Genomic DNA, 26430 nt, shown 5'->3' on the forward strand with positions numbered 1-26430 from the left:
TTGTCCTCAGGCCACGCCAGCCATCAGCCAGCGTGCTGCAATAAACAGCGCCAGCGCCAGGATGGAGGAAACCCACATCAGTCGAATCGTTCGGGAAATGTCGTCTACCGCAATCGGGCGCAGCGCGTCGCCAATCCACGGCTTTTCCACGCGCTGGCCAAAATAGGTGTTGGGTCCACCAAGCCGGATGCCCAGCGCACCGGCGACCGTCGCTTCAGCCCACGCGCAGTTGGGGCTGCTGTGGTTGTAGCGGTCGCGCCAGCCGACGCGCAGCGCGCGGGAGGGATTGTCACGGCATAGCCACGCCGCAATGCTCAGCAAGAGCCAGCTCAGGCGCGCGGGGATGGCGTTCGCCACGTCATCCATACGGGCGCTGACCATGCCGATCGCGCGGTATTTTTCGTGCTTGTAGCCCACCATTGAATCGAGGGTATTCACCGCTTTATAGGCCATCGCCAGCGGCGCACCGCCCAGCAGGAGGAAGAACAGCGGGGCGATAACGCCGTCAACCGTGTTCTCCGCGACGGTCTCCACCACCGCCCGGTTGATCTGTTCCGGCTGAAGCTGAGACGTATCGCGCCCCACTATCCATGAGAGTTTTTCGCGGCTTTCATTAAGGTCGCCCGCTCGCAGAGGGCGTTCAACGTCCCGTGCGGCGTTTGCCAGACAGCGCCCGGCCAGCACGGTAAACGTCATCCACACCTCAATTGCCCAACCCAGCCAGGGATGAACCATCCGTCCAAGCGCCAGCACGCCCCAGGCCATGCCCCAGGTCAGTCCCACGACCACCAGCCACATGACGCCGCCGCCAACGCGTAACGCCGCGTCGCTATGGCAGCAGCGGCGAATACCCCGCTGCACCGCGTTGATCAGGTTACCTATCCAGCGCACCGGATGCGGCCAGTTTTGCGGGTCGCCGATGATGACATCGAGCAGCCACGCGACGCACCAGGCAATCAGGGTCATAACGCTCCCCTCGCCGCGGTCAGCCAGCGACTGAGCATCAGGGGGCGTTGGGCAAAGTGGAGGTGCAGGTAGCTTGCGAACGTGTTACCAACCTGCCAGCCGCCCGCCCATTCCTGCATCGTTACACCATCGCGCACTTTGCGGCACGCCAGTACCGCAGGGGTTTGGGGAGAGAAGTCGGAATAGTGAAATTCATGCCCACGCAGCACCTCGCCGCTATCGGCCAGCAGCGTGGGCTGGCGCGCCTGCGCCTCACAATAGCCAAAACGGGTCAGCCGTTTACCCATCCTGCTGTGGCCGGGGATAATGTTAGCCATCCGGTGAGTGACACCCTCGCTATCTTCCAGCGTGCTGCCGAGATACATCAGCCCACCACACTCGGCGTAGATCGCCACGCCGCGACGATGCGCCTCCCGCAGGCTGGCGAGCATGCTGGTGTTTTCCGTAAGCCGTGCCGCGTACAGTTCCGGGTAACCGCCCCCGAGCCAGACCATCTGGCAGTCAGGTAAATGGCTATCGCGCAGGGGGCTAAAGCGGATAATGTCGACCCCGGTACGTTCGAGCAGCGTGATGTTATCCGGGTAATAGAAGTTGAAGGCGTTGTCATCGGCCATCGCGAGCGTTAAACCGCGCCCGGCGTCCCCGTCAGGAAGCGCGGGCCATGTGCCCTGCGGCAGCGACGCCATCTGGCTGAGCGCGAGAAGTTGCCCGATATCCAGCGTACGTTCGAGAACGGCGGCAAAATTCTGCCAGGTCTGCGGGTCCGCGACCGACTCCCGGGCGGTGACCAATCCGAGATGGCGCTCGGGCAAACCGACGCCCTCAACGCGCGGCACATAGCCCAGGACGGGCACCGTGCAGTAGTGCTCAATTGCCGTTTTGAGCAACTGATAATGCGATTCGCTATTGACGCGATTGACAATCACCCCCGCAATATTGAGGGAGGGATCAAATCGCTGAAAGCCCATCACGGTAGCGGCAATAGAAGTAGAAACCGCCTTGCCGTCCACCAGAAGAATCACCGGACAACCCAGCTGTTTTGCCATCGCGGCGGTGCTGCAATAATTCGGATCGGTGCCGTAGCCGTCATACAGCCCCATCACGCCTTCAATGACCGCGATATCCGCCTGCTGCATATGCTCGCAAAACAGCGCATTAAGTATCGGTTCAGGAAGCATGAAGCTGTCGAGGTTGCGGGAGGACGTACCGCTGACTTTGGTATGCCAGCCGGTATCAAGATAGTCAGGGCCCACTTTGTATGGCTGGACGCGTAACCCACGCTGTTTTAACAGACTCAACAGGCCAAGCGTCACTGTGGTTTTACCACAACCGCTTCCGGTACCTGCCAGAACAAACGCGTACTGCTTTGCCGCCATGGCCCTGATCCTGTCCAGGGTGGTAGGGAGGTAAAGATACACGTAGTCCCAGTCTTTCGACTGTATGATGCATCAGTACAACCCACTTCCCACCGAAGTTGTTGAACGTTCCCGACAGGCAGGTCTTCTGGCTTAGCGTCCTCCTCGCCCGTCCTTCCCAATCTCACGATCAGTGGTCATTACGGGGTCGTCAGCATCACAGCAGCGGGGGCTGCGGGGGATTGTCACCCCCTTCCCTACCACAAATGTGGCAAACCTGTCGGCTTACATTATGAGAAACAGCACATTATCAAAACAGCAACGCTATTTACGGCGCTTCAATTCATCTTAGGCAAATACTTAACCGCAAATGAAATACATGCTGAGTACAACGTGGCGTCAGAATAATTGACGTCTTTCTCAATAACTCAACGTTTTATCACAAAAAATAAAAAGCAAAGATAATTGCGCTTAAAATCTCGACATTTATTGCGCTATGACAAGTTATTGCACCACTTGATATTTTTTCATTTTATCGTGATCAAAATTCATCAGGATATTAAAACCCGGCAATAACATAATATTGCTATTCAACACAGGTCCGTGTGATTTTATTGAGGCGTTACGCGTTCAGCAGGATCGCCGAATAATATGTAGATAATCCAGGGGGGAATTTGCGGTATATCATGGCAAGCGCGAGATCCTCATGACACTATGCTCCAGAAATTGCTGACCAGAAAGGTGGAAAGGTGGCTGTTGCGCAATGCCCCGCGTCGTGCGGTGAGCTTATCCAGGGCTGGATTTTGGGCAGTGAAAAGCTGGTCTCCTGCCCTGTCGAATGGTACAGCACCGTTGAGGTGAGCCAGGGCGCGGCCCTGGCGGATGAACGCCCGCTGTCGCGCGCGATGGTCGAACGGTTATTGCAGCACTGGCACTACCCGGCGCAGTTGAGCCAGGATATCCGCATTGACGTGCACTCGACCATCCCGATTGCCAAAGGGATGGCCAGCAGCACCGCAGATATTGCCGCCACCGCCGTCGCCACCGCCCACCATCTGGGGCACCAGCTCGACGAAAGCACGCTGGCAACACTCTGCGTTTCGCTCGAACCCACCGACAGTACCGTGTTTCGCCAGTTGACTCTTTTCGATCATAACGACGCTTCCACGCAGATTGCCTGCGACGCCCAGCCCGATCTCGACCTGCTTGTTCTTGAAAGTCCGCAAACGCTGCGCACGGCAGATTACCACCGCATCCCGCGTCAGGCGGGGTTACATGCCGGTGCACCAGCGCTGCAACGCGCATGGGAAAAAGTACAGGAATCCTGTATAACGCAAAACCCTTACCGGCTGGGCGAAGCGGCAACCCTCAGCGCCATCGCCAGCCAGACGCTGTTGCCTAAACCGGATTTTGACGCCCTGCTCTCACTGGTTGAGGAGTGCGGCATCTACGGTGTGAACGTGGCGCACAGCGGCAGCGTCGTGGGACTGATGCTGGACAGAAATAAAGACGATGTCGATTATGTGAAATGGCTGCTGGCGAAAAAACAGCTCACCCGCCACTGGCCTGAACAACACCTGCTGCGAATGGTAAAAGGCGGCGTGACGCTACTCTGACAGCAGCCTGTGCTCAATGAGCCACTCGACCTGCTGCTTAATCTCCTGCTCGTGTTCCTTCACTAAGGCCTGCTGCAGCGGAACATGCCGGAAGAACGCGCCCCAAAATGCACGCTTGCGCTCCCGGTCACCGCATGCGCCATTTACCCTTTCACGAAGCGCCCCCGCCAGCCGCACGCTTTCCCGCATGCCCGCAGGAAGATGGGCGGCGACATGCGCTTTGAGGATCTTGCTGTACACTGGCGCGTTGCCTCCGCAGCTCAGCGCAATAATGACCGGCGAATGGTCGATAATGGCCGGTGAGATAAAGGTGGCAGCAGAAGGGTCGTCCACGACATTGCAAAAGATGCGCTCCGCGCTGGCGGCACCGGCGACCTGAAGGTTAACTTGCGGATCGCTGGTTGCGGCAATGACCAGCCAGCATGACTGCAGATACCGCGGCGAAAACGTCGCCGGGAACCACTCGATGTCACCGCACGCGTGCAGGCTGGCGAGTTCCGGCGTCAGGGTGGGCGCAACCAGATGCAGCACCGCCCCGGCGGCCAGCAGCCCCTTTGCCTTATGCGTCGCCACCTGCCCGCCACCGACGATCAGACAGCGTTTCTCCTTCAGGTTGCAAAAAATCGGGAAATAGTCCATCGCTTTAGCCTTGTAAAACGTGAGTCAGCGCGTCAATAAACCGGCGGTTCTCCGCTTCGGTACGCACGGCAATCCGGTAGTAGTCGCGATCGAGCCCTGGGTAGTTTTCGCAGTGGCGAATAAGGATATGATGGCCGAGCAGCGCCGCCTTCAGGTCGAACCCCTGACGCAGGGAGCGGAAGAAAATAAAATTGGCCTGCGGCTCCCAGACCGCCAGCGATGAAAAGCGCGTCATCGCCTGCCACAGGAAATCCCGCTCCCGGGCGATAAAGGCGTGGCTGCGAGCAATATAGTCCTCATCCAGCAGCAAATGTTGCCCCACAAGCGCCGAGAAGGCATTCACGGACCAGGGCTCACGGGTGCTTTTCAGCTGGCGAATGGTTTGCGTATTTCCGCTCAGCAGATACCCAAGACGCAGTCCGGGAATGGCAAAGAATTTTGTCAGGGAACGCAGCAGGTAAAGATAGCGTGACTCGGCGAGCCGTGGCACCAGCGTGGAGCCCTGCGGCAGAAAATCGATAAAAGCTTCATCAACAATCAGCGAAATCTGCTGCGCTTCGCACAGCGAGGCCAGCCTGTCGAGAAGATCGGCATCAGGCATGAGTCCGGTAGGGTTGTTTGGCGTCGCGATGAACAGGCAATCGGGCCTGTGTGCACGAACGGCGTCCAGTAGAGAGGCATCGACCTGGAAGCCGTTCTGCTCACTCAGCGCATAGTCGATTATCTCGCAACCCTGCTGCTGTAATGCCCGGCGATATTCGGCAAAGCCCGGCACCAGCAGCATCGCCCGGCGAGGGGCAAGCGTTCGCACCAGGCCATAGATCAGCTCCGTTTCGCCATTGCCGGCAATCGTCTGGTCATAGTCACACTGACTGGCGCTGGCCAACGCCTGATGAAGATGACGGTATTCAACGTCCGGGTACTGCATGATGATATCCAGATGGGACACAATGAGCGACCTGACGCGCTCGGGTAGCCCTAACGGATTGATATTCGCACTAAAGTCCAACAGCAACTCGGGATCGATCCCCAACTGCAGCCCCGTTTCCAGGACGTTACCACCATGCTCACTCATTCGTTTCACTCGGTCATTTCGAAAATGTCAGGATAACATCAGACAACAACCTGATTCAGGGCGATATGTGATGCGGAAAACGCCAGTATCTCCTGCAGGTTGACCACTTCACCGACGACGATAAGCGCAGGAGCATGCAGTTTTTGACGTTCAACTTCGAGGTGGATATCGATCAGCGTACCTTTGGCCATCTGCTGACGAGACTGGCTGGCATACATCACCACCGCCACCGGCGTCCCGGCGGACATGCCTCCCTCGATGAGCTGCTGGCAGATTTCCGTTAGCCGGGTCATTCCCATCAGAATGACCAGCGTTCCGTTGATTTGCGCCAGGGCATGCCAGTTTTGCGGATCGTTCCCCTGGCACATATGACCGGTCACAATATGAAAACTGGAGGCGTAATGACGGTGTGTGACCGGGATCCCGGCATAGGCCAGCCCGCCAATCGCAGAACTGATCCCCGGCACAATTTCGAACGCCAGGCCATCTTTCGCCAGCTGCTCGGCCTCTTCGCCCCCGCGACCGAAAACGTAGGGATCACCACCTTTCAGGCGCACCACCTGCCGCCCCTCCCCGGCATGCTTGACCAGCAAGGCATTAATTTGTTCCTGAGGCACCGGATGATGGCTTGGGGTTTTACCGACATCAATAATCAGACAGCCTGCCGGAGCCTGAGCCAGGAGTTCGGGGTTAACCAGGCGATCGTGAACAATCACCTCCGCATGGCGGATACAGTGCAGACCTTTTACCGTAATCAAAGACGCATCGCCAGGCCCGGCCCCTACAAGCCAAACTTTCCCTTTACTCATCGTTATATCCTCAGGTTTAAATATTTAAAGACGCAAGAAAGCGGATAATTAAAATTAGCGCTGAATTATACATCCCCTCTGCACGTCAAAAATTTGATGTATTCATCACTCTTTCTTAATTTTACGAATGGTGTTTATGACCAATATCAATAAAACAGTGAATACCGCCTTCCCTTTGCCATTACGACATTATTGCTTTGTCCATTATGCTTAAAAAAACATATTAACCACCTTCGACAATAAAACAGGCGCGCGATCACAAATATTACAATGGTTTTGTCAATAACGTTTACAGATAAATATCAAACCTAAAAAGAATGACTCGCAAATGATTGATACAAAAGAGCTTTAAATGCAGCACCATTACCATCATCATTTTTGGAAGGATTTTTTGAAAATAGATCAATTGCTTCCCTTTCATCTTCAAAACACACTCCAACACCATTAACAGACCCAATGTACATTAACCGTTTTTAATACCCACTTTATTTTCACTATCAGCCCTACAGAGGATTACCCATGAAGAAATCAACACTTGTTATTGGCGTCATTGGTGCTGACTGCCATGCGGTAGGCAATAAAGTTCTGGACCGCGTTTTTACTTCCCATGATTTTCACGTCATCAATCTTGGTGTGATGGTGAGCCAGGATGAATATATTGATGCGGCCATCGAAACGGGTGCTGATGCTATTGTCGTGTCATCCATCTACGGCCATGGCGACATCGACTGCCTGGGGCTGCGCGAGCGCTGCATCGAACGCGGTATCGGCGACATTCTGCTTTTTGTGGGCGGTAATCTGGTCGTGGGCAAGCACGATTTTGCCGACATCGAAGCCAAATTCAAAGAGATGGGCTTCAACCGCGTTTTCGCCCCAAGCCACGACCTGGAAGACGTCTGCCAGCTGATGGCGAACGATATACAGCAGCGTCAGCGCGTTGAAGAGCTCTGTCTTGAAGAGGGCTTCTGATGCAAATCGTCTCTGTCGACATAGGCTCGACGTGGACCAAAGCCGCGCTCTTCACGCCGGAGGGTGATGGGCTAACGTTGGTCAACCACGTTTTGACCCCGACGACGACCCACCATCTGGCAGAAGGTTTCTTTACCAGCCTGAACCAGGTGCTAAACGTTGCCGATGCGCGACCTTTGCTGAACAGCGGGGACGTTACGCTGAAATACTCTTCGTCAGCAAAAGGCGGGCTCGCCGTTGCCGCAATGGGTCTGGTGCCATCGATAACCCTGGAGTCAGCCAAAGTCACTGCCCATTCAGCGGGCGCCAAAATCGCCCAGTATTACTCCTACAAACTGAACCGCCACGATATCCAGACGCTGGAGGACTCCCCGCCGGACATCCTGCTGTTCACGGGCGGTACGGACGGAGGAGAAGAGAGCTACGGTCTTGCCAATGCCCGCGCGCTGGCAGCGTCAAAGCTGGATTGCGCCATTATCTACGCCGGAAATCGCGATATTCAGGACGACGTGCAGGCCATTCTTGGCCACAAGGATCTGATCGTGGTCGACAACGTTTTGCCTGACCTCGATCACCCGAATCCGTATGCCGCCCGCAAGGCCATCTGCGATGTCTTTCTGTCCCGCATCGTGAAGGGGAAAGGACTGGACGTTATCGTCGGGGAAACCGGCGAAGAGCCGATGCCCACACCGTGGACCGTCTACGAGCTGGTGAAAGCGATCAGCGATGTCGACAGCGCGTGGAAAGAATTCATGCTGATCGACATGGGCGGTGCCACCACCGACGTCTATTCCGCCAGCGCCAACATGCTCTCCCCGGATACCGTTCTGCACGGCGTGCCTGAGCCGTTTGTGAAACGCACCGTAGAGGGAGACCTCGGCATGCGCGTCTCGGCGATGGTAGTCGGCGAAAGTACACAGGAACTGGTGAACGTGGTGTTCGCCCAGCAGCCTCAGCGCCAGGAAGCTTTTTATGGCTATCTGCGCCATCTGGTCGCACATCCGGACTATCTGCCTGTCACCGAAGAAGAAAAGCATTTCGACACGCTGCTGGCCGGGCTGTGCGTTGGGTACGCCAGCGAGCGCCATGCGGGCACCAAAAAACAGGTTTGTACCTGCGTAGGCAACGTCGATTTGCAGACGGGGCGCGATCTGACCACCGTGCGCAAAGTGGTGGGCTCCGGAGGGTGGCTCTCCCGCGCCAGCCAGTTCGATGTTCATCGCTGGCTGAAGTACCGAGAGCTGGACGACAGCAGCAGACGCGTTCTTTTACCTGGGCAGTTTGACTATTACCGCGATGCAAAAGGTCTGCTTCCTCTGCTGGCGAATGTCGCCAGGCTGGACCCGCAGGCGGCGGCTCGCACCAGTATTCATTGTTTAACCCTATAAAACCTAAGGCAGCAACGAATGGAACTTCGAAATAAAAAGCTAACCCATGACGAATTCATGACTGAGCGGCAACAGGTCTTGCAAACCTGGCATACCGGCAAGGACGTTGAGAACTTCGAAGATGGCGTGAAGTACCAGCAAACCATTCCTGAGCAAAAACGCTTTTCTCACGCACTACTGAAGGCCGACCAGGAAGGTAAAACCCTGAGCCAGCCGCGCGCAGGCGTAGCGCTAATGGATGAACACATCGCCCTGCTCAAAACGCTGCAGGAAGAGTGCGATTTGCTGCCCAGCACCATCGATGCCTACACCCGTCTGAATCGCTATGAAGAGGCGGCGGTAGGGATCCAAAAATCCATCGAAGCGGACACCTCCAAACTTAACGGCTTACCGGTCGTCAACCACGGCGTCGCCGCCTGCCGTCGCATGACTGAAGCGCTGGAGAAACCGATTCAGGTACGTCACGGCACGCCAGATGCGCGCCTGCTGGCGGAGATCGCTATGGCCAGCGGCTTTACCAGCTATGAAGGCGGCGGTATCTCCTACAACATTCCGTACGCTAAGCGCGTCACCCTGGAAAAATCCATCCGCGACTGGCAGTACTGTGACCGCCTGATGGGCCTGTATGAAGAACAAGGTATTCGCATTAACCGTGAACCGTTTGGCCCGCTGACCGGCACCCTGATCCCGCCGTTTGTGTCCCACTCGGTGGCGATTATCGAAGGTCTGCTGGCGCTGGAACAGGGCGTGAAGTCAATTACCGTTGGCTACGGCCAGGTCGGTAGCCTGACGCAGGATATCGCCGCGATTCAGGCTCTGCGTGAATTGTCCCACGAATATTTCCATAACCACGGATTTGACGATTACGAGCTGAGTACCGTCTTCCACCAGTGGATGGGCGGCTTCCCGGAAGATGAGTCGAAAGCGTTTGCCATTATCTCCTGGGGCGCAGCGGTTGCCGGTATGTCCGGGGCGACCAAAGTGATCACCAAGAGCCCGCACGAAGCCTTCGGTATTCCGACCGCCGCCGCAAACGCCCAGGGGCTGAAGGCCTCGCGCCAGATGCTCAACATGGTCAGCGATCAGAAATTCCCGCCGTGTGCCGCCGTCGAGCAGGAAGTCGAGCTCATTAAGAGCGAAGTCCGCGCCGTGCTGAAGAAAGTCTTCGAGTTGGGCAACGGCGATGTCGCGCGCGGAACGGTGCTGGCGTTTGAAGCTGGCGTGCTGGACGTACCGTTCGCGCCCGCCTCCTGCAACGCGGGCAAAATTCTGCCGGTTCGTGATAACTCCGGTGCCATTCGCGTGCTGGAGGCCGGCGCGGTTCCGCTGCCGAAAGATATCCTCGCCCTGCATCACGATTACGTCGCCGAGCGCGCGCGTTTTGAAGGCCGTAAGCCCTCATTCCAGATGGTTGTTGATGACATCAACGCGGTATCCCACAGTAAATTAATAGGAAGACCATAATGAAAATTAAACAGGCCCTTTTCACCGCAGGCTACTCCTCGTTCTATTTCGACGATCAGCAGGCCATCAAAAACGGCGCCGGGCATGACGGTTTTATCTATACCGGCAATCCGGTAACGCCTGGATTTACGTCCGTTCGTCAGGCGGGTGAATGCGTATCCGTACAGCTGATTCTGGAAAACGGTGCGGTGGCGGTGGGCGATTGCGCAGCGGTGCAATACTCAGGCGCAGGCGGTCGCGATCCGCTGTTCCTGGCTGAACACTTCATTCCGTTCCTCAACGATCACATCAAGCCGCTGCTGGAAGGCCGTGACGTTGACCGGTTCCTGACGAACGCCCGCTTCTTTGACGAACTGCGTATTGACGGCCATCTGCTGCATACCGCCGTCCGTTATGGCCTGTCGCAGGCGCTGCTCGACGCGGCGGCACTGGCGACCGGCCGTCTGAAAACGGAAGTTGTTTGTGATGAATGGCAACTGCCATGCGTCCCGGAAGCCATTCCGTTATTTGGTCAGAGCGGCGACGACCGCTATATCGCCGTCGACAAGATGATCCTCAAAGGCGTTGACGTACTGCCGCATGCGCTTATCAACAACGTGGAAGAGAAGCTGGGCCTGAAGGGGGAAAAACTGCGTGAGTATGTGCGCTGGTTATCCGACCGCATCTTAAGCCTGCGCACCAGCCCGCACTATCGCCCGACGCTGCACATCGACGTGTACGGCACTATCGGTCTGATTTTCGATATGGATCCGGTACGTTGCGCCGCGTATATCGCCAGCCTCGAAAAAGAGGCCCAGGGCCTGCCGCTGTACATCGAGGGGCCGGTGGATGCGGGTAACAAGCCGGATCAGATCCGCCTGCTGACCGCCATCACCCACGAGCTGATGCGTCTGGGTTCCGGCGTGAAAATCGTTGCCGATGAGTGGTGTAACACCTATCAGGACATTGTGGACTTCACCGATGCAGGCAGCTGCCACATGGTGCAGATAAAAACCCCGGATCTGGGCGGTATTCACAACATCGTTGATGCGGTGCTGTATTGCAACAAACACGGCATGGAAGCCTATCAGGGCGGTACCTGTAACGAGACGGAAATCAGCGCCCGCACCTGCGTGCACGTCGCCCTCGCGGCTCGCCCGATGCGCATGCTGATCAAACCGGGCATGGGCTTCGATGAAGGTCTTAACATCGTGTTTAACGAAATGAACCGCACCATCGCACTGTTGCAAACTAAGGATTAAAAGATGGCACGTACATTTAAGATCTTATCGCCAACGGCTATCCTGGGTTATGGCTTCCCTGAAGAGAGTTTTCGTAAGGCCATGGAAGCGTCGCCGGATCTTATTGCGGTTGACGCGGGCTCTTCCGACCCGGGCCCCCACTATCTGGGGGCAGGTAAGCCTTTCACCGACCGGGCGGGGGTAAAACGCGATCTGCGCTATATGATCGTGGCTGGCGTTAAGCACAACATTCCGGTGGTGATCGGTACCGCCGGTGGGTCCGGTGCCGCGCCGCATCTGGAGTGGTGCCGCCAGATAATCCTTGAGATTGCGCAGGAAGAGAAGCTGTCATTCTCTATGGCGCTGATCCCGTCGGATGTCGATAAAGCCACCGTGCATCAGGCGCTGGATAACGGGAAAATCACCGCCCTGGATTTCGTTCCGGCGCTGACCCACGAGGCCATCGAAGAGAGCACCTATATTGTCGCGCAGATGGGTATCGAGCCTTTCCAGCGGGCGCTGGCGGCCGGGGCGCAGGTGGTACTGGGCGGACGGGCGTACGATCCGGCCTGCTTTGCCGCACTGCCTATTATGCAGGGCTTCGATGAGGGTCTGGCGCTGCACTGCGGTAAGATCCTTGAGTGCGCGGCGATTGCCGCTACGCCAGGGTCCGGCTCCGACTGTGCGATGGGCATCATTGACGATAATGGCTTTACGCTGAAAACGTTTAATCCGAAGCGTAAATTTACCGAAACGTCGGCCGCGGCGCACACCCTTTATGAGAAATCCGACCCGTACTTCCTGCCGGGGCCGGGCGGCGTTCTGAACCTGAAAGGGTGCAGCTTCAAAGCGGTCAACGAGGGCGAAGTGTACGTCAGCGGTTCCCGCCACGAAGAAACGCCGTATGCGCTGAAGCTGGAAGGCGCCCGCCGGGTCGGCTTCCGCTGCCTGACCATTGCCGGTACGCGCGACCCGATCATGATTGCCGGGATCGATAACATCCTCGAAGAAGTCCAGGTCAGCGTGAAGCGCAATCTCTCGCTGAATGACGACAGCATCCGCATGACGTTCCATCTGTACGGTAAAAATGGCGTGATGGGCAACCATGAGCCGATGCAGTCTGCCGGGCACGAGCTGGGTATTTTGCTGGATGTAGTCGCGCCCACGCAGGATATCGCCAACAGCGTCTGTTCGCTGGTGCGCTCTACCCTACTGCATTACGGCTATGAAAACCGGATCGCAACGGCGGGCAACCTCGCGTTCCCGTTTTCCCCTTCCGACATTCAGAGCGGTCCGGTGTATGAGTTCTCAATCTATCACCTGATCGAAGCGAGCGACGCACTGCGTTTTGATTTCCACATCGAGCAGGTCACGCCAGAAGGAGTTCGGTTATGAAACACGGTATTTGCTCACTGGCGCAGGTCATTCGTTCTAAAAACGCCGGGCCGTATGAGCTGGTTCTGGATATTTTATTTAAAACGCATGAAGACTATCAGCGGGTCAAAGCCTCGGAGCAGTTAACGCCGCAGCTTATTGCCCGTTTATATAACGTTAAGCCTGACTTTATACATCGTATTATCTGGTTCGACCCGGCGAATGCGGTCAAAATCGTCATGCCTCGCGATATTATCTCCGGCAACGTCGGTGACAATGATGTTTATGGCGCCCAGCAACATGCACCATTATTAAGTATCGAGTTCGATCTGTAACACTACAAATACAACAACGTCCATTGGGATATAGATATTTGCTGTATCACTGTATTCCAGATAATTCATGCGGTTGGTCACAACAAACGTGCGTCTGAGCGGTTCGTCAGGACTCAGGCGCACGCCACCCTACACATTAACCAACCTTTATCCGATGGAGTAAACATGAAAAAAATAAGCTTAACGAAAATGATCATATTAGGTTTGATACTCGGCATGATAGCCGGGGTGGTCATTAATAATATGGCATCAGCAGATACAGCAAAATCGTACTCACAGGATATTTCTATTTTCACCACCATATTCTTACGCATGGTGAAAATGATTATCGCCCCACTGGTCATTTCAACCCTGGTGGTCGGCATAGCCAAAATGGGTGATGCTAAAACGCTCGGCCGTATATTCTCCAAAACCTTTTTCCTCTTTATTTGTGCCTCGCTGCTGTCGATCGCGCTGGGACTGGTTATCGTCAACATCTTCCAGCCTGGCACAGGCATTAACTTTGTTCCCCATGACGCCGGGGCCGTTGCGGCCGTTCAGTCCGAGCCGTTCACGCTGAAAGTGTTTATCTCTCACGCGGTACCGACCAGCATCGTTGATGCCATGGCCCGCAACGAGATTCTGCAAATCGTGGTGTTCTCGATTTTCCTCGGGTGTAGCCTGGCGGCCATTGGCGAGAAAGCCGAGCCCATCATTAAGGTGCTCGACTCTCTGGTGCATGTGATGCTGAAGCTGACGGGCTACGTCATGCTGTTTGCACCGCTGACCGTATTTGCCGCGATCTCCGGACTGATTGCCGAACGCGGTCTGGGGGTGATGGTCAGCGCAGGTATTTTCATGGGCGAGTTCTACATGACGCTCGGCCTGCTGTGGGCGATGCTGATTGGCCTCTCCACGATGATTGTCGGTCCGTGCATCAGTCGTCTGACTAAAGCTATCCTCGAACCTGCGCTGCTGGCCTTTACGACCTCAAGTTCAGAAGCGGCTTTCCCGGGCACGCTGAACAAACTGGAAAAATTCGGCGTCTCCTCCAGGATTGCCAGCTTTGTGCTGCCCATCGGCTACTCCTTTAACCTGGTCGGCTCAATGGCCTACTGTTCGTTTGCTACCGTGTTTATCGCCCAGGCGTGCAACATCGAACTGAGCATTGGCGAGCAGATCACCATGCTGCTGATCCTGATGCTGACCTCAAAAGGAATGGCGGGCGTGCCGCGTGCATCGATGGTGGTTATTGCCGCCACGCTCAACCAGTTCAATATTCCGGAAGCGGGCCTGATTCTGCTGATGGGCGTCGATCCGTTCCTCGACATGGGCCGTTCCGCCACCAACGTGATGAGTAACGCGATGGGTGCCGCTATCGTCGGTCGCTGGGAAGGCGAGCACTTCGGCGCCGGCTGCCGCGGCAAGGTTCCGGCCAAAGAAAGCACCGCTTCAGAAACTGAAATCGCCATGTATTGATCACAAAGGCCAACCCTCGTTGGCCTTTCGCCTTCCCATGTACAGGATAGCCCCATGAAGATGAATATTTTCGGCGTAAGCCTCTTATCCGTCAGCCTGGTGTTTAGCGCCGCCACGCTGGCGCAACCCGCGCCGGACTACGCTCAGCTGCTTGAGCAGGCTCACCAAAAATTTAAAGGTAATCACGAGGGGAAAGTCGCCGACTACATCCCTGCCCTGGCAAGCTATAGCCCCGACCATTTCGCCATCACCCTCGCCACGGTTGACGGCAACATTTACCAGGTCGGCGATGTGAAAAAAGCGTTTCCAATGGAGTCGCTGAGCAAAGTTTTCACCCTGGCGCTGGCGATGGAGCAGCGCGGTCCGCAGGATGTGCTGGATAAACTTGGCGCCAGCGCGACCGGTCTGCCCTTCAACTCCGGCTTAGCGGTTGAACTGACCAAAGGTGCGCCGGAAAACCCGCTGGTTAATGCGGGCGCGATGAGTGCGGTGAGCCTGGTTGAGGCGAAAGATAAGACTGACCGCTGGAACAAAATTCTCAATAACCTGAACGCGTGGGCCGATGCCTCGCTGACCGTCAACGAACCGGTGTTCAAATCAGAAATGGAGACTAATCAGCATAACCAGGCCCTGGCGATGCTGATGGCGTCCTACAACAGCTTTTATGGCGATACCCAGGAAGCCGTCGAGATCTATACCCGCCAGTGTTCCGTAGACATCACCGTTGAGCAGCTCGCCAAGATGGGCGCGGTGCTGGCGAACAAGGGCAAATCGCCTTTCAACGGTAAGCAACTGCTGAATGAACGCTACGTGCCGCAGGTTCTGGCGGAAATGGCAATTGCCGGTCTGTACGACGGCAGCGGCAAATGGCTGTACACCGTTGGGATCCCGGCGAAGAGCGGCGTCGGCGGCGGCATGGTTGCCATCGTGCCTGGACAATACGCCATCGCGGTCTATTCGCCACCGCTGGATGCCGCCGGGAATAGCGTCCGCGCCCAGCAAACAATTGCGTATGTCGCCGAGGCAACGCAGGCCAATCTCTTTTTAGCACATTGATCCCAACCGACTGTGATTTTGTAAGCCGGGCGCGGCAGCTGCGCCAATGCCCGGCAAAAACAACCACAAAGTGAGAAGTATTATGTCTAAACCATTTGTCTGGCAGGAACTGTTTGTTCAGAGTCAAGATACGACGGAATATGAACTCCTCAGCACGCAACACGTTACGGTGACGGAGTTAGAGGGCGAGGAGGTCATTAAGGTGGCGCCTGAGGCATTGACCCTGCTGGCCCAGCAGGCTTTTTATGAAGCCTCATTTTTCCTGCGCGCAGGACATTTAAAGCAGATAGCCAGCATCCTGCACGATCCACAGGCCAGCAGTAACGATAAGTATGTCGCCCTCCAGCTGCTGCGCAACGCCGAAGTATCGGCAAAAGGCGTCCTGCCAAACTGTCAGGATACCGGCACGGCCACCGTTGTGGCGAGCAAAGGCCAGCACGTCTGGACAGGTGGGGATGACGCCGAAGCGCTGAGCAAAGGGATTTACGCCACGTTTAACGAGTGTAACCTGCGCTACTCGCAAAACGCACCGCTGGACATGTATACCGAGGTCAACACCCAAACCAACCTGCCGGCACAGATAGACATCAGCGCCACGCCGGGTAGCGAATATCGCTTCCTGTTTGTCAATAAAGGCGGCGGTTCGGCTAACAAAGCCGCGCTGTTCCAGGAAACGAAATCCATTCTGCAGCCGGAGAAGCTCACCGCGTTCCTGATTGAGAAGATGAAGTCGCTCGGTACCGCGGCCTGTCCACCGTATCACATTGCCTTTGTGGTCGGCGGCCTCTCTGCAGACCAAGCGCTGAAGGTGGCGAAGCTGGCTTCAACAAAATATTATGACAACCTGCCCATCAGCGGGAACGAGCTGGGCCAGGCGTTCCGCGATACGGCGCTGGAAGCCACGCTGCTCAACGCCAGCCGCGAATTCGGCATCGGCGCCCAGTTTGGCGGCAAGTACTTCGCGCACGATATTCGCGTCATCCGCCTGCCGCGCCACGGCGGTTCCTGCCCTGTCGCCATGGCGCTCTCCTGCTCCGCCGACCGCAATATCAAAGCGAAAATCAACAAGCACGGTATCTGGCTGGAGAAACTGGAACATAACCCAGGGAAATATATCCCGGAGGCAAGCCGTGATGATAACGACGCCCGAGCCGTACAGATCAACCTGAACCGCCCGCTGCGCGAGATCCTGCGCGATATGTCCGCCCTGCCGATAGGCACCCGGCTGTCGCTAAGCGGCCCGATCGTGGTCGCCCGCGATATCGCCCACGCAAAAATCAAAGCGCGGCTGGATAACGGCGAACCGATGCCGGAGTACATGAAAAACCATATCGTCTATTACGCCGGTCCGGCGAAAACTCCGGAGAATCAGGCCTGCGGCTCCCTCGGTCCGACTACCGGTGGGCGCATGGACGGCTACGTCGATACTTTCCAGGCCGCGGGTGGGAGCCTGATCATGCTTTCCAAAGGTAACCGCAGCCAGCAGGTCACCGATGCCTGCCATAAGCACGGCGGCTTCAACCTCGGCAGTATCGGCGGTGCGGCGGCACTGCTGGCGCAGCAGTATGTGAAAAGCCTGCGCTGCCTTGAGTATCCCGAACTGGGCATGGAAGCGGTATGGATGATGGAGGTCGAAAATCTGCCCGCCTTTGTGCTGGTGGATGACAAAGGGAATAATTTCTTCAGCCAGTTTGAGCAGCAGCATCGCTGCGCATCCTGCCCTACCGGACATTAAGGAGCCTTTATGGAAGCGCGAGCTAACGCAGACAAACACCGCCAACGACAGCAAAAGCGCAAAGAGCAGGTTGATCTCCGCGTGGCGGCAGCAACAGAGAAGAAAGGCATTCTGATCGTCTTCACCGGCAACGGAAAAGGAAAATCCACCGCCGCCTTCGGCACGGCAACGCGTGCCGTCGGACACGGTAAAACCGTGGGCGTCGCGCAGTTTATTAAAGGCCAGTGGGATAATGGCGAATACAACACCCTACATCCGCTCGGCGTCGAGTTTCACATTATGGGCACCGGCTTTACCTGGGAAACACAAAACCGGGAGACGGATATTCAGGCCGCAACGGCGGTGTGGCAAGAGAGCAAACGCATGCTGGCTGATCCGAGTTACGACCTGGTGGTTCTGGATGAGCTCACCTATATGCTGGCTTATCACTATCTGGATACTCAGGAGGTGATCGCGGCGGTTGAGAACCGTCCGGTGCAGCAGACCGTGATCGTCACCGGACGCGGCTGTCACTCGCAGTTACTGGCACTTGCCGATACGGTCAGCGAAATGCGCCCGGTAAAACACGCATTTGACAGCGGTATTCAGGCGCAGGAGGGCATTGACTGGTAAGCGTGTCTGTACCGGATGGCATGCTGCACAGCCGCCATCCGGTATTGTTACTCCACCGGAGATACGACTGATTTTTGTAATAACCATTCGCGGAAAGTCTGTAACGGCAGGGACTGAGCCTTTTCCTCCCGCCACGTCATGATAAAACGGTTGCCGGTGCGGATAGGAACATCACAGGGGATAACCATCTCGCCGCAGTCCAGGTCATGCTGGATAGCGAAGCGGGGAAGCAGCGCGACACCAAGATTCGATCGTACTGCGGCAATCAGCATCGAGAGGAGGTCAAAACGCGGGCCAAGATTCACGTCCGGACTGGTGATACCGGACAGCGCAAACCACTCCTGCCAGCCATTGATGCGAGTGCTTTGGTGTAACAGCGGAAACTCCCTTAGCAGCTCCTCAACCCCTAGTTTCTGCTCCGCACTGGGGAGCAAGCTTCGGCTGCAGACCGGCAGGATCTCCTCTTCAAATAAATAATCGACTTCCGACCACGGAGGACAAAAATCTGCGCGCATAATAGCCGCATCGTATTCACGATTTAAAAAATCACCGATATTAGCCAACGAGTGAATATTGACAATAATATCAGGATTTAATTTATTAAACTCCCATAAATTGGGGATCAGCCAATGTGTGCTGAAGGTGGGATTTACCGCCAGCTCCACAACCTGAACGGCAGGTTGCCAGGTCATTATCATATTTGTATCGCGTTCCAGCTTATTAAGCGTCTCTTTGACGATATTTAGATAATGCTTTCCTGCTGCATTCAGAAAAATCCGCTTTTTGGCATGATTGAATAATGAGGTGTGTAAAAATTCTTCCAGGGCCGTCACCTGTCTGAACACTGCACTCTGCGTTAACGCCAGCTCTTCTGCCGCGCGGGTATAGCTTTCGTGACGCGCTACAACTTCGAACGTCACCAGCAACTCGCTCTTGGGGATTTTTCCTCTCATCATGTCTTCCATTCATGGTGGGTAACACTAATTTTTTGAAGCGAATAAACCCTGCTTCAGAACGATAACGCCATTATATTTTAGTTAAACTCTGTCGGCAGTGATCCACACCATGATTTAATCAGTTTTGCGCGTCAGGCCAAACTATTTGCAGAAAATGAAATAAAACATGAAAGATTATTAAGAACCTGTTCTCTTTTGTGTCTTACGTAGTGGAGACAGCGTCTTATTATACGAAAAACCGTATGGCCATTAAAAACCGGAATAGCATAGTGCAGGACGTTAAAAAATATAAAACAAAACGTTGTGCTAAAAAATAGAGCAGGGTTTTGCGTGTCCTTTTGATAACAGGCGCACCAGCGGGACGGATGCCAGAACGCCGTTTCAGCGTCTCTTCAGCATACATGCTGAAACCGGCTCAAAACAAAAAACCCAGGTCGCATAACGACCTGGGTTTCGAATTTGGCGGAAGCGTAGAGATTCGAACTCTAGAACCCTTTCGGGTCGCCGGTTTTCAAGACCGGTGCCTTCAACCGCTCGGCCACGCTTCCAAAGTGAGGCGCACTATAAACATCTATTAGCGCCTTGTAAAGCAGGAATTTTTCTATTTTTACCCACAGCCGTTTGACTGCGCAAAAAGTCACCCGCACGCTTACCTCACATCCCTCTCTGCGCCCTTGTACATACCGTAACACAGCAACGCTCATCCTTTTAAATCGCTCTGGTATAGAATGCCACAAAAATAGACGGCCATTTGTTGTGTAATTGTTATAAATCTGAGTGCCTACAGATTTTAGAAATTACTGCCATGCAGTGTTACTGGTTGATGATGAAAATCAAAAATACGCTTTGCTTACATATCCTGATGGCGACCCTGGCCATTTTGTTCCTGTGTGTTCACCCGCTGGTGACGAGCTTCGATCCGCCCCTCACTTTCCAGCCGCTGATTAAATCAATGGCGGGCACGCCGAAAGAACAAGCGGAAAAAATTGCCACCATTTCTCATGCTCTGGACGGGAATGCTATTTTCTTCATTGGCGCGTCTGAGGTTGCCACCTCAGAAGATGAACATTACGCTGTATATAACTACTTTAATAAGCAATTGCACAAACCCGTCGTGGCGTATGGCGATGCGTTTGTCGATGACGAAACGCAATTTTTACTGTTCTCACGTTTTAAAAATAGCCTTAACGCAAACAGTAAAGTTGTTTTGCTTCTGGCACCTGACAGCTTTTACTCAAAAGGTCTGCCACCGGCTATCTATGCAGATAATTTCCCAGGCTCCATTTTTAATCCTCTGATGAAGGATCCGCAGGCGCGCCCGATACTGGTTAATTACTTAAAGCATATTGATGCTAAAGAGATAAGCCATTTAACCTTTGGCCAAATGCGTGTCTTTGGCTGGCACCCCGATCTGATGTGGGACGAGCTGAGTTTCCAGTTTGCGAACGTCTGCACCATGATCAAAAACGACTGGCTGGCGCTGCTGCACGTCACGCCCCAGACGGTACAGCCCTGGCCGCAGCAGCCAACCACCCACATTGTCCCTGACTGGGATAAAGAGCTGGCGAATGCGCGCGAGTTAAATAAAAAACGCCAGCAGAGCGCGGCCACCCTGTGGATGGACAAAACGATTTACGAGGAGGACGGTAAGCCGCAACAGTGGGATGACACGCCGGTAGTGCCTGCGCAAATCGCCGCGTTCAGGAAAACCGTCCAGCTGCTGAAAGACCGTCACGTGCAGGTCATTGCTATCGTCGACCCGGTTAACCCGTGGGCGCTTTACAATACCGATACTTTCCGCCCGGTGGATAAGCAAATTAAAACCATTCTGGAAGACAACCAGATCCCTTATTTAGATATGTACGCAATGCCTTATCAGAATGGCTGGAACTGGGATCGTTTACATCCTTCCGAACTGGCCTGGGTTCCTATGATTCGCTTTATTGCACAGAGTTTTAAATAATGAAAATTGCGATCCGTCTTTTTTTCCTTTATCTCCTGCTGGCGATCACCATCGTCGCGTGGACCTCTGTCGATGACAGCATGAGTATGCAGCTGCATTTTGAATATCAAAAGTTCTGAGGCCGAATGATGTACAGCTCAGGAATGTTTTTTGTCTATTTGTTTTCATCCGCCCTGGTGTTTGCGCTGGTCAATCGCGTATTACGCCATCGCCTGACCTGGTTATCGGCGCTGTCGCTACTGACGGCCGTCGGCTGGGGCTATATATTTCAGGGTGATTATATTGTCCCGGCTGCCGTATTTGTCAGCTTTTATGTGCTCGCAACCTTAAAAGAGAAAGGCTGGTTAAAAACCTGGCAGGCGATCATTTTAACGTTGCTGCCCTTATTTTTAGTGAAGCTGCATTTAAATAACCACTGGGGAATGATCGGCCTCTCTTTTATGACGTTCCGTGCGGTGGATGTATTGCTCTATCGCAGTAAAAAAGAAGATCATAATTTCCTGCACTATTTCTGTTATCTGTTTATGCCCTTTATTATCCTGGCCGGCCCAATGTACCGCTGGCGGACATGGATGAGCGACGTCAGCAAGCCCGTATTTGCCCTTAACCGCGAGCAGTTTTTAGTGGCGTTAGAGCAAATTATTACCGGCATTATCCAGAAGTTCCTGTTTGCCATGCTTGTCGACACGTTCGTTGTGCAGCCGTGGAGCCATAAACCGTTTACGCTGACCGTAGGCGTGGTGATGTCGATCGCCTATAGCGCCTACCTCTACTTTGATTTTGCGGGTTACAGCAATATGGCCATCGGCGCAGGCCGCTTATTTGGGCTGAACATTCCGGCAAACTTCAATATGCCGCTTCTGGCTAAGAATCCGCAGGATTTCTGGCGACGCTTCCACATCAGCCTGTCTGAATGGCTACGCGATGTGGTCTTTATGCCCGTTTATATGAACCTGATGAAGTTCAATTTTTTCCGCCAGAACAAAACGCTGGCGCAGAATATCGGTATTTTTTGCACCCTGTTCTGCATGGGCGCATGGAATGGCCTGGAACGCCATTATGTCATCAGCGGCGCGCTGTTCGGCGCGATTTCTGTCGCACATAACATGCTGCTGTGGTCAGCCAAACGCAGCCCGGCGTTACACCGGGGATTGCAGTATCCGGCTGTTGCGTTTTTAGGGCGAATTCTGACGCTGGGAAGCGCTGCGGGATCCCTTTACATCTTTAGTGGAATGTCACCTCTATGAAAAATCACTCCGATCTTCAGGAACTGCAGGATTTCTTACGTGCGGCATTATGCGACCCCGCCTGTCCGCAGCAACTGGCCATCAGCGGTAGCGACGAAGCCTTAAGCTGGCTACAGCTTTCCTCTGCCGTGACGGAGTGGGCGCAGCGTTATCGTCGCTGCCAGCCCACCGAGGGCACCCCGGTTGTGTTGTATGGTCATCAGCAGGCCGAGTTCGCCGTGGCGATTTATAGCTGTCTGCTGCACAACATTCCGTACATCCCGGTCGACTGCATTTACCCGCAGGAGCGCCTGCGGGAAATCTGCCATCTGGCCAGTGCCCCTTATTATTACGACGTCGACACCAGGCAGTTCATCGCCACCGGTGAGGCAGGCAAGGTGCTGGAGGAACAGGATCTCGCTTATATCATGTTTACCTCAGGCAGTACTGGCAAACCTAAAGGCGTGCAGATTGGGCGTGAGAGCGTATGGCACTTCATGAAATGGGTCAGCCAGGACTTTTCTCTGCCGGAAAAACCGGTGCTGATGAACCACGCGGTGTTCAGTTTTGACCTCTCCCTGATCCCTTTGCTGGCGAATCTGGCGATGGGCGGACACATCGTGCTGAACGCCAAAGACGATATCCAGAAAGCGAACTGGCTGGATAGACTGAAAATCAACGCGGTCTCCGCCTGGGTTTCTACCCCCTCTTTTGCTTACCAGCAGCTGCTTTCCCCGCAGTTCAACAGCGAGTATTTACCTGCGCTCAATGTCTTTATCTTCATTGGTGAAGTACTCAATAAAGCGCTGGTTAAACAGCTACGCCGCCGTTTCCCGCAGGCCAAAATCATTAACTCCTATGGCCCAACGGAAGCGACCATCGCGACAACCGTGGTTGAGATAACGGATGAGATCCTCAACGGCGACAGCGCCGTGCTGCCAGTGGGGGTCATGATGCCTGAGAGCAAAATGGAAATTTCCGCCGAGGGCGAGCTGATTATCTGGGGTAAAAACGTCATGCGCGGCTACCTCGGCCTGCCCCAGGAGAACGCAGCAAAATTACTCCATCGGGAAAATGAAGCGTTTCGCGGCTACCGGACCGGCGATCTGGGTTATGAAGCGGGGCTCATCTATTGCCAGGGCCGCAACGATAGCCAGGTCAAACTTAATGGCTACCGTATTGAAATCAATGAGATTGAAAACCGCCTGCTGGCCATATCCGGCATCAATGAAGCGGTGGTTCTGCCGCTGATGAAATCCTGCGGCAGCGTGCTGCGCATTGCCGCGTTCTGCGTGACGGATATGGCACCGGATACGATCAAAACCTCGCTGTCGAAGGTGGTTCCACACTATATGGTGCCTTCACAAATTATCGTAAAAGACGCTTTGCCGCTGAATCCTAACGGCAAAATTGACCGCAAGCTGCTGGACGCTTACGCCCGCACAAATTAATGACCCCAGGAAAAATTATGGAACAAGAAATTCTCGCCCTGTTCGAAAAAGTGTTATCCCGTAAGGTGGGCTTTCACGATGAACTGATTGAATCCGACATTCTCGACTCCATCCTGGCAGTCGATATGGTGCTGGAAGTGCAGGACGTTTATGGCTGTATGATCCCGCCAACAGACGTGGCAACGGTGCTGAAAACCCCGGCGGACCTGGCCCGCTATATTGAAGAAAACCGCTAAACCGTAAGGCTCTGGAGGCATGCTCCAGAGCCCGTTTCCAGATTACCTGTAAGCCCCCTACCGCTGTCCAGCCACAATCCAGGTACAAAAAGTTATCTAAAGCACCATAATTGATAAGTGCTTAACCCTTTTGGCAGGAACAGTGTATGCCTCCACGTACCGCCAGCGACCTCTATTCAGAAATGAAAAATATGTCCGTTGAAGAACGGATCCGCTTCTTCTCCCTTTCGCTGGCGGAAATGAACCGCGAACTGCAGGAGAGCATCAGCCAGATTGAGTCAATGAAGCGGGCACTGGAAGAGAGTGAAGAGTACCATCGCCAGCTGGTTGAGACCGCACAGGATGCAGTGATCACCATCGATCATGCCGGGATCGTAGTGAACTGGAACCAGGCGGCAGAACGCATGTTCGGCTGGTCAGCCGAAGAAGCGATAGGCAACAGTCTTGGCAATATGATCGTACCCGAAGAATTTCGTGAGCAGCACGCGCGAGGCCTGAAGCGCTTTAAGGCCGCCCAACCGTCGAATATTCTCAACCGCACTATCGAGATCGCTGCGCTGCATCGCACCAAAGGTGAGTTCCCTATTGAGCTGTCGATATGGCCACACCAACAAGCCGGTAAGCAAATATTTTCGGCATTTATCCGCGATATTACCGATCGCAAACAGCGTGAACATATCGCCTGGCTGCACGCCAACTTTGATGCCCTGACGGGGTTACCGAACCGGAGATTATTCGTTAACCGTCTGGAGCAGGCAATCACACAGGCTATCGCCAACGACCGGGAAGTGGCACTGCTGTTTATCGACCTCGACCGGTTTAAACCGGTGAACGATCTCCACGGTCATGCCGTCGGTGATGAGTTGTTGCGGCTGGTGGCATTTCGTCTGCAAAGCGTACTGCGCGAAGGTGACACGGTTGCCCGCCTCGGCGGCGATGAGTTTGTCGCCCTGCTCCCCGATTTAACGACCAGCGATCCATTACCTCTACAAACGGCGGAAAAGGTCAGCGCTGCGCTGGCACAGTCTTTTTTGATTAACGAGCAGGTAATTACCATCTCCGGCAGTATTGGCATCGCACATTTTCCTCATGACGCTGTCGATGCCGATACGTTGCTCAATAGCGCAGACAAGGCAATGTATACCCGTAAGCGGGTAACGCCGGGGGAACGGTGACAGGGTTTATGAATGCCTTTAACAGGAATGAAACCAACTGCTTTTCCTGTTTCTCCTACACTTTAGGGGTACTGTCGGTACGGGAAACAGAAAAAAGCCAACTTAATTAAGGCATTATGATTTGCTGTGCGCTCAGCTGGCGATCGCTTTGCCTTTAACAGAGGAGTCTGCGGTATGGCATTCGTAACAACGAAAGATGGCGTCAATATTTACTACAAAGACTGGGGTCCAAAAGAGGCTCAACCCATTGTTTTCCACCATGGCTGGCCGTTGAGTGCCGATGACTGGGATAACCAGATGCTCTTCTTCCTTGCGGAAGGTTATCGTGTTATCGCTATCGATCGCCGTGGTCATGGACGTTCAGACCAGGTGAGTGAAGGCCACGATATGGATCATTATGCGTCCGATGCGTCGGCCGTGGTTGAAAGCCTGGACTTACGTAATGCCGTGCACGTCGGTCACTCCACCGGCGGCGGCCAGGTCGCCCGCTATGTTGCGCAGTACGGCCAACCGCAGGGGCGCGTCGCCAAAGCGGTGCTCGTCAGTGCCGTACCGCCTTTGATGGTAAAAACGGATGCTAACCCCGGCGGAACGCCTATCGAGGTTTTCGACGGCTTCCGCAAAGCGCTGGCGGCTAACCGCGCCCAGTTTTACCTCGACGTCGCCAGCGGTCCTTTCTACGGTTTTAATCGGGACGGAGCCGACATTTCGCAGGGTACGATCCAGAACTGGTGGCGTCAGGGGATGATCGGGAGCGCCAAAGCTCACTATGAGGGGATTAAGGCGTTTTCAGAAACCGACCAGACGGAAGATTTGAAAACCATCACGGTTCCCGTTCTGGTGTTGCAGGGCGACGACGATCAGGTCGTGCCGTATAAAAACGCCGCCCTTCTGCAGGACAAGCTGCTGGCGAACAGCGTACTGAAAATTTATCCGGGCTTCCCACACGGGATGCATACCACCCATGCGGATACCATCAACGCGGACATTCTGGCCTTTATCCGCTCTTAGACGTCACGTTCAACGCCACCCGAGGGTGGCGTTGTTTATTCCGCTTAGCGATTATCCAGCTGGGAGCGAACGTTGTTCAGCCCGGTGGTATTGATGCGGTAAGGCTGCCCGTTAACGGATCGGATCAGCTTTTTGGTGCGGAGTTTTTTGAAGACGTTAAGCGTGCAGTCGCTCAGCACCAGCCCTTCACGGGTGTAGCACTCAACGGACGTGACGCGGCCAGAACTGTCGCGGACGTGCACAATACGTCCACCTTTGGCGAGAACGTGTAAGGTACGTTGTTCCTGACGGGATAAATTCATACTGGAAAACCTGTGTAATCATCATGCGTAAAAACGAGC

24 protein-coding genes, 1 tRNA gene and 1 riboswitch are annotated in these 26430 nt (G+C 54.7%); of the genes, 17 read left to right on the top strand and 8 right to left on the bottom strand.

What is annotated here, in order from left to right:
- Positions 1-6: 6 nt before the first annotated feature.
- Both cbiB and PYW49_RS05515 read right to left on the bottom strand, forming a co-directional pair.
- The gene (gene cbiB, locus PYW49_RS05510) at positions 7-966 is read right to left on the bottom strand and encodes an adenosylcobinamide-phosphate synthase CbiB (RefSeq protein ID WP_134349170.1); all 960 of its coding nucleotides are present in this window, start codon (positions 964-966) and stop codon (positions 7-9) included.
- Positions 963-2342, bottom strand: a complete 1380-nt coding sequence (locus PYW49_RS05515; RefSeq protein WP_320385917.1) for a cobyrinate a,c-diamide synthase — start codon at positions 2340-2342, stop codon at positions 963-965. Before PYW49_RS05515 ends, cbiB begins: the two co-directional genes overlap by 4 nt.
- 100 nt (positions 2343-2442) lie before the next feature.
- A riboswitch (cobalamin riboswitch) is annotated at positions 2443-2617 on the bottom strand.
- A 453-nt stretch (positions 2618-3070) separates the two neighbouring features.
- On the opposite strand from PYW49_RS05515, the gene PYW49_RS05520 reads away from it, so the two are divergent.
- Positions 3071-3937 carry an L-threonine kinase gene (locus tag PYW49_RS05520; protein ID WP_320385918.1) on the top strand — a complete coding sequence of 289 codons (867 nt, stop codon included), beginning with the start codon at positions 3071-3073 and terminating at the stop codon, positions 3935-3937.
- On the opposite strand, the gene PYW49_RS05525 is transcribed toward PYW49_RS05520, so the two are convergent.
- The 3 genes from PYW49_RS05525 to cobA are packed head-to-tail and all read right to left on the bottom strand — an operon-like array spanning position 3929 to position 6460.
- Entirely contained in the window at positions 3929-4576 is a 648-nt protein-coding gene (locus PYW49_RS05525; RefSeq protein ID WP_320385919.1) for a precorrin-2 dehydrogenase/sirohydrochlorin ferrochelatase family protein, read from the bottom strand. The genes PYW49_RS05520 and PYW49_RS05525 overlap by 9 nt on opposite strands.
- A 4-nt stretch (positions 4577-4580) precedes the next feature.
- Positions 4581-5651: a threonine-phosphate decarboxylase CobD gene (gene cobD / locus PYW49_RS05530; RefSeq protein WP_320385920.1), complete on the bottom strand. Its 1071-nt coding sequence runs from the start codon at positions 5649-5651 to the stop codon at positions 4581-4583.
- Positions 5652-5689: 38 nt separating this feature from the next.
- Positions 5690-6460, bottom strand: coding sequence for a uroporphyrinogen-III C-methyltransferase (cobA, locus tag PYW49_RS05535; protein ID WP_134349175.1), 771 nt, complete (start codon positions 6458-6460; stop codon positions 5690-5692).
- A gap of 519 nt (positions 6461-6979) precedes the next feature.
- Here cobA and glmS point away from each other — a divergent pair.
- From glmS to cobO, 10 genes are all read left to right on the top strand, one after another.
- Entirely contained in the window at positions 6980-7429 is a 450-nt protein-coding gene (glmS, locus tag PYW49_RS05540) for a methylaspartate mutase subunit S (RefSeq protein ID WP_134349176.1), read from the top strand.
- The gene (glmL, locus tag PYW49_RS05545) at positions 7429-8817 is read left to right on the top strand and encodes a methylaspartate mutase accessory protein GlmL (RefSeq protein ID WP_320385921.1); all 1389 of its coding nucleotides are present in this window, start codon (positions 7429-7431) and stop codon (positions 8815-8817) included. The genes glmS and glmL overlap by 1 nt, the downstream gene beginning before the upstream one ends.
- 18 nt (positions 8818-8835) lie before the next feature.
- Positions 8836-10281 carry a methylaspartate mutase subunit E gene (locus tag PYW49_RS05550; protein ID WP_320385922.1) on the top strand — a complete coding sequence of 482 codons (1446 nt, stop codon included), beginning with the start codon at positions 8836-8838 and terminating at the stop codon, positions 10279-10281.
- Positions 10281-11522 (top strand): methylaspartate ammonia-lyase, encoded by a 1242-nt coding sequence (locus PYW49_RS05555; protein ID WP_320385923.1) that lies wholly within the window; start codon positions 10281-10283, stop codon positions 11520-11522. Before PYW49_RS05550 ends, PYW49_RS05555 begins: the two co-directional genes overlap by 1 nt.
- A gap of 3 nt (positions 11523-11525) precedes the next feature.
- Positions 11526-12896 carry an acyclic terpene utilization AtuA family protein gene (locus tag PYW49_RS05560; RefSeq protein ID WP_134349179.1) on the top strand — a complete coding sequence of 457 codons (1371 nt, stop codon included), beginning with the start codon at positions 11526-11528 and terminating at the stop codon, positions 12894-12896.
- Positions 12893-13210, top strand: a complete 318-nt coding sequence (locus PYW49_RS05565; RefSeq protein ID WP_320385924.1) for a DUF4387 domain-containing protein — start codon at positions 12893-12895, stop codon at positions 13208-13210. The genes PYW49_RS05560 and PYW49_RS05565 overlap by 4 nt, the downstream gene beginning before the upstream one ends.
- 165 nt (positions 13211-13375) lie before the next feature.
- Complete coding sequence (locus PYW49_RS05570; protein WP_320385925.1) at positions 13376-14668, top strand: dicarboxylate/amino acid:cation symporter; 1293 nt, start codon at positions 13376-13378, stop codon at positions 14666-14668.
- A gap of 54 nt (positions 14669-14722) precedes the next feature.
- Entirely contained in the window at positions 14723-15724 is a 1002-nt protein-coding gene (gene glsA / locus PYW49_RS05575; RefSeq protein ID WP_320385926.1) for a glutaminase A, read from the top strand.
- Positions 15725-15806: 82 nt separating this feature from the next.
- Positions 15807-17459 (top strand): class I fumarate hydratase, encoded by a 1653-nt coding sequence (locus tag PYW49_RS05580; protein ID WP_320385927.1) that lies wholly within the window; start codon positions 15807-15809, stop codon positions 17457-17459.
- 9 nt (positions 17460-17468) lie between these two features.
- Entirely contained in the window at positions 17469-18071 is a 603-nt protein-coding gene (gene cobO, locus PYW49_RS05585) for a cob(I)yrinic acid a,c-diamide adenosyltransferase (protein WP_134349184.1), read from the top strand.
- 47 nt (positions 18072-18118) lie between these two features.
- Here cobO and PYW49_RS05590 read toward each other — a convergent pair whose 3' ends face one another.
- Both PYW49_RS05590 and PYW49_RS05595 read right to left on the bottom strand, forming a co-directional pair.
- Complete coding sequence (locus tag PYW49_RS05590; RefSeq protein WP_134349391.1) at positions 18119-19024, bottom strand: LysR substrate-binding domain-containing protein; 906 nt, start codon at positions 19022-19024, stop codon at positions 18119-18121.
- 463 nt (positions 19025-19487) lie between these two features.
- Positions 19488-19575: transfer RNA gene (locus tag PYW49_RS05595), tRNA-Ser, on the bottom strand.
- A 278-nt stretch (positions 19576-19853) separates the two neighbouring features.
- On the opposite strand from PYW49_RS05595, the gene PYW49_RS05600 reads away from it, so the two are divergent.
- The 6 genes from PYW49_RS05600 to PYW49_RS05625 all read left to right on the top strand — a co-directional run bounded on the left by PYW49_RS05600 (position 19854) and on the right by PYW49_RS05625 (position 26089).
- The gene (locus PYW49_RS05600) at positions 19854-20990 is read left to right on the top strand and encodes a D-alanyl-lipoteichoic acid biosynthesis protein DltD (RefSeq protein WP_134349392.1); all 1137 of its coding nucleotides are present in this window, start codon (positions 19854-19856) and stop codon (positions 20988-20990) included.
- 128 nt (positions 20991-21118) lie between these two features.
- A complete protein-coding gene (locus tag PYW49_RS05605; protein ID WP_320386305.1) occupies positions 21119-22237 on the top strand; it encodes an MBOAT family O-acyltransferase in 1119 nt (372 codons plus the stop codon).
- Positions 22234-23667 (top strand): AMP-binding protein, encoded by a 1434-nt coding sequence (locus PYW49_RS05610; protein WP_134349185.1) that lies wholly within the window; start codon positions 22234-22236, stop codon positions 23665-23667. Before PYW49_RS05605 ends, PYW49_RS05610 begins: the two co-directional genes overlap by 4 nt.
- A gap of 17 nt (positions 23668-23684) precedes the next feature.
- A complete protein-coding gene (locus PYW49_RS05615) occupies positions 23685-23903 on the top strand; it encodes an acyl carrier protein (RefSeq protein WP_008499867.1) in 219 nt (72 codons plus the stop codon).
- A gap of 146 nt (positions 23904-24049) precedes the next feature.
- On the top strand, positions 24050-25078 hold the full coding sequence (locus PYW49_RS05620; protein WP_320385928.1) for a diguanylate cyclase domain-containing protein: 1029 nt from the start codon (positions 24050-24052) through the stop codon (positions 25076-25078).
- A 174-nt stretch (positions 25079-25252) separates the two neighbouring features.
- The gene (locus PYW49_RS05625; protein ID WP_320385929.1) at positions 25253-26089 is read left to right on the top strand and encodes an alpha/beta fold hydrolase; all 837 of its coding nucleotides are present in this window, start codon (positions 25253-25255) and stop codon (positions 26087-26089) included.
- A gap of 44 nt (positions 26090-26133) precedes the next feature.
- On the opposite strand, the gene PYW49_RS05630 is transcribed toward PYW49_RS05625, so the two are convergent.
- Positions 26134-26391 (bottom strand): YjhX family toxin, encoded by a 258-nt coding sequence (locus PYW49_RS05630; protein WP_320385930.1) that lies wholly within the window; start codon positions 26389-26391, stop codon positions 26134-26136.
- Positions 26392-26430: the final 39 nt, after the last annotated feature.

It is taken from the genome of Enterobacter chinensis, assembly GCF_034008295.1.
GTDB lineage: Bacteria > Pseudomonadota > Gammaproteobacteria > Enterobacterales > Enterobacteriaceae > Enterobacter > Enterobacter chinensis.

Bases quoted from the DNA above. Each gene is read 5' to 3' on its own strand.
- cbiB (WP_134349170.1), bottom strand. From the start codon at position 966: ATGACCCTGATTGCCTGGTGCGTCGCGTGGCTGCTCGATGTCATCATC.
- PYW49_RS05515 (WP_320385917.1), bottom strand. From the start codon at position 2,342: ATGGCGGCAAAGCAGTACGCGTTTGTTCTGGCAGGTACCGGAAGCGGT.
- PYW49_RS05525 (WP_320385919.1), bottom strand. From the start codon at position 4,576: ATGGACTATTTCCCGATTTTTTGCAACCTGAAGGAGAAACGCTGTCTG.
- cobD (WP_320385920.1), bottom strand. From the start codon at position 5,651: ATGAGTGAGCATGGTGGTAACGTCCTGGAAACGGGGCTGCAGTTGGGG.
- cobA (WP_134349175.1), bottom strand. From the start codon at position 6,460: ATGAGTAAAGGGAAAGTTTGGCTTGTAGGGGCCGGGCCTGGCGATGCG.
- glmS (WP_134349176.1), top strand. From the start codon at position 6,980: ATGAAGAAATCAACACTTGTTATTGGCGTCATTGGTGCTGACTGCCAT.
- glmL (WP_320385921.1), top strand. From the start codon at position 7,429: ATGCAAATCGTCTCTGTCGACATAGGCTCGACGTGGACCAAAGCCGCG.
- PYW49_RS05550 (WP_320385922.1), top strand. From the start codon at position 8,836: ATGGAACTTCGAAATAAAAAGCTAACCCATGACGAATTCATGACTGAG.
- PYW49_RS05555 (WP_320385923.1), top strand. From the start codon at position 10,281: ATGAAAATTAAACAGGCCCTTTTCACCGCAGGCTACTCCTCGTTCTAT.
- PYW49_RS05560 (WP_134349179.1), top strand. From the start codon at position 11,526: ATGGCACGTACATTTAAGATCTTATCGCCAACGGCTATCCTGGGTTAT.
- PYW49_RS05565 (WP_320385924.1), top strand. From the start codon at position 12,893: ATGAAACACGGTATTTGCTCACTGGCGCAGGTCATTCGTTCTAAAAAC.
- PYW49_RS05570 (WP_320385925.1), top strand. From the start codon at position 13,376: ATGAAAAAAATAAGCTTAACGAAAATGATCATATTAGGTTTGATACTC.
- glsA (WP_320385926.1), top strand. From the start codon at position 14,723: ATGAAGATGAATATTTTCGGCGTAAGCCTCTTATCCGTCAGCCTGGTG.
- PYW49_RS05580 (WP_320385927.1), top strand. From the start codon at position 15,807: ATGTCTAAACCATTTGTCTGGCAGGAACTGTTTGTTCAGAGTCAAGAT.
- cobO (WP_134349184.1), top strand. From the start codon at position 17,469: ATGGAAGCGCGAGCTAACGCAGACAAACACCGCCAACGACAGCAAAAG.
- PYW49_RS05590 (WP_134349391.1), bottom strand. From the start codon at position 19,024: ATGAGAGGAAAAATCCCCAAGAGCGAGTTGCTGGTGACGTTCGAAGTT.
- PYW49_RS05600 (WP_134349392.1), top strand. From the start codon at position 19,854: ATGAAAATCAAAAATACGCTTTGCTTACATATCCTGATGGCGACCCTG.
- PYW49_RS05605 (WP_320386305.1), top strand. From the start codon at position 21,119: ATGTACAGCTCAGGAATGTTTTTTGTCTATTTGTTTTCATCCGCCCTG.
- PYW49_RS05610 (WP_134349185.1), top strand. From the start codon at position 22,234: ATGAAAAATCACTCCGATCTTCAGGAACTGCAGGATTTCTTACGTGCG.
- PYW49_RS05615 (WP_008499867.1), top strand. From the start codon at position 23,685: ATGGAACAAGAAATTCTCGCCCTGTTCGAAAAAGTGTTATCCCGTAAG.
- PYW49_RS05620 (WP_320385928.1), top strand. From the start codon at position 24,050: ATGCCTCCACGTACCGCCAGCGACCTCTATTCAGAAATGAAAAATATG.
- PYW49_RS05625 (WP_320385929.1), top strand. From the start codon at position 25,253: ATGGCATTCGTAACAACGAAAGATGGCGTCAATATTTACTACAAAGAC.
- PYW49_RS05630 (WP_320385930.1), bottom strand. From the start codon at position 26,391: ATGAATTTATCCCGTCAGGAACAACGTACCTTACACGTTCTCGCCAAA.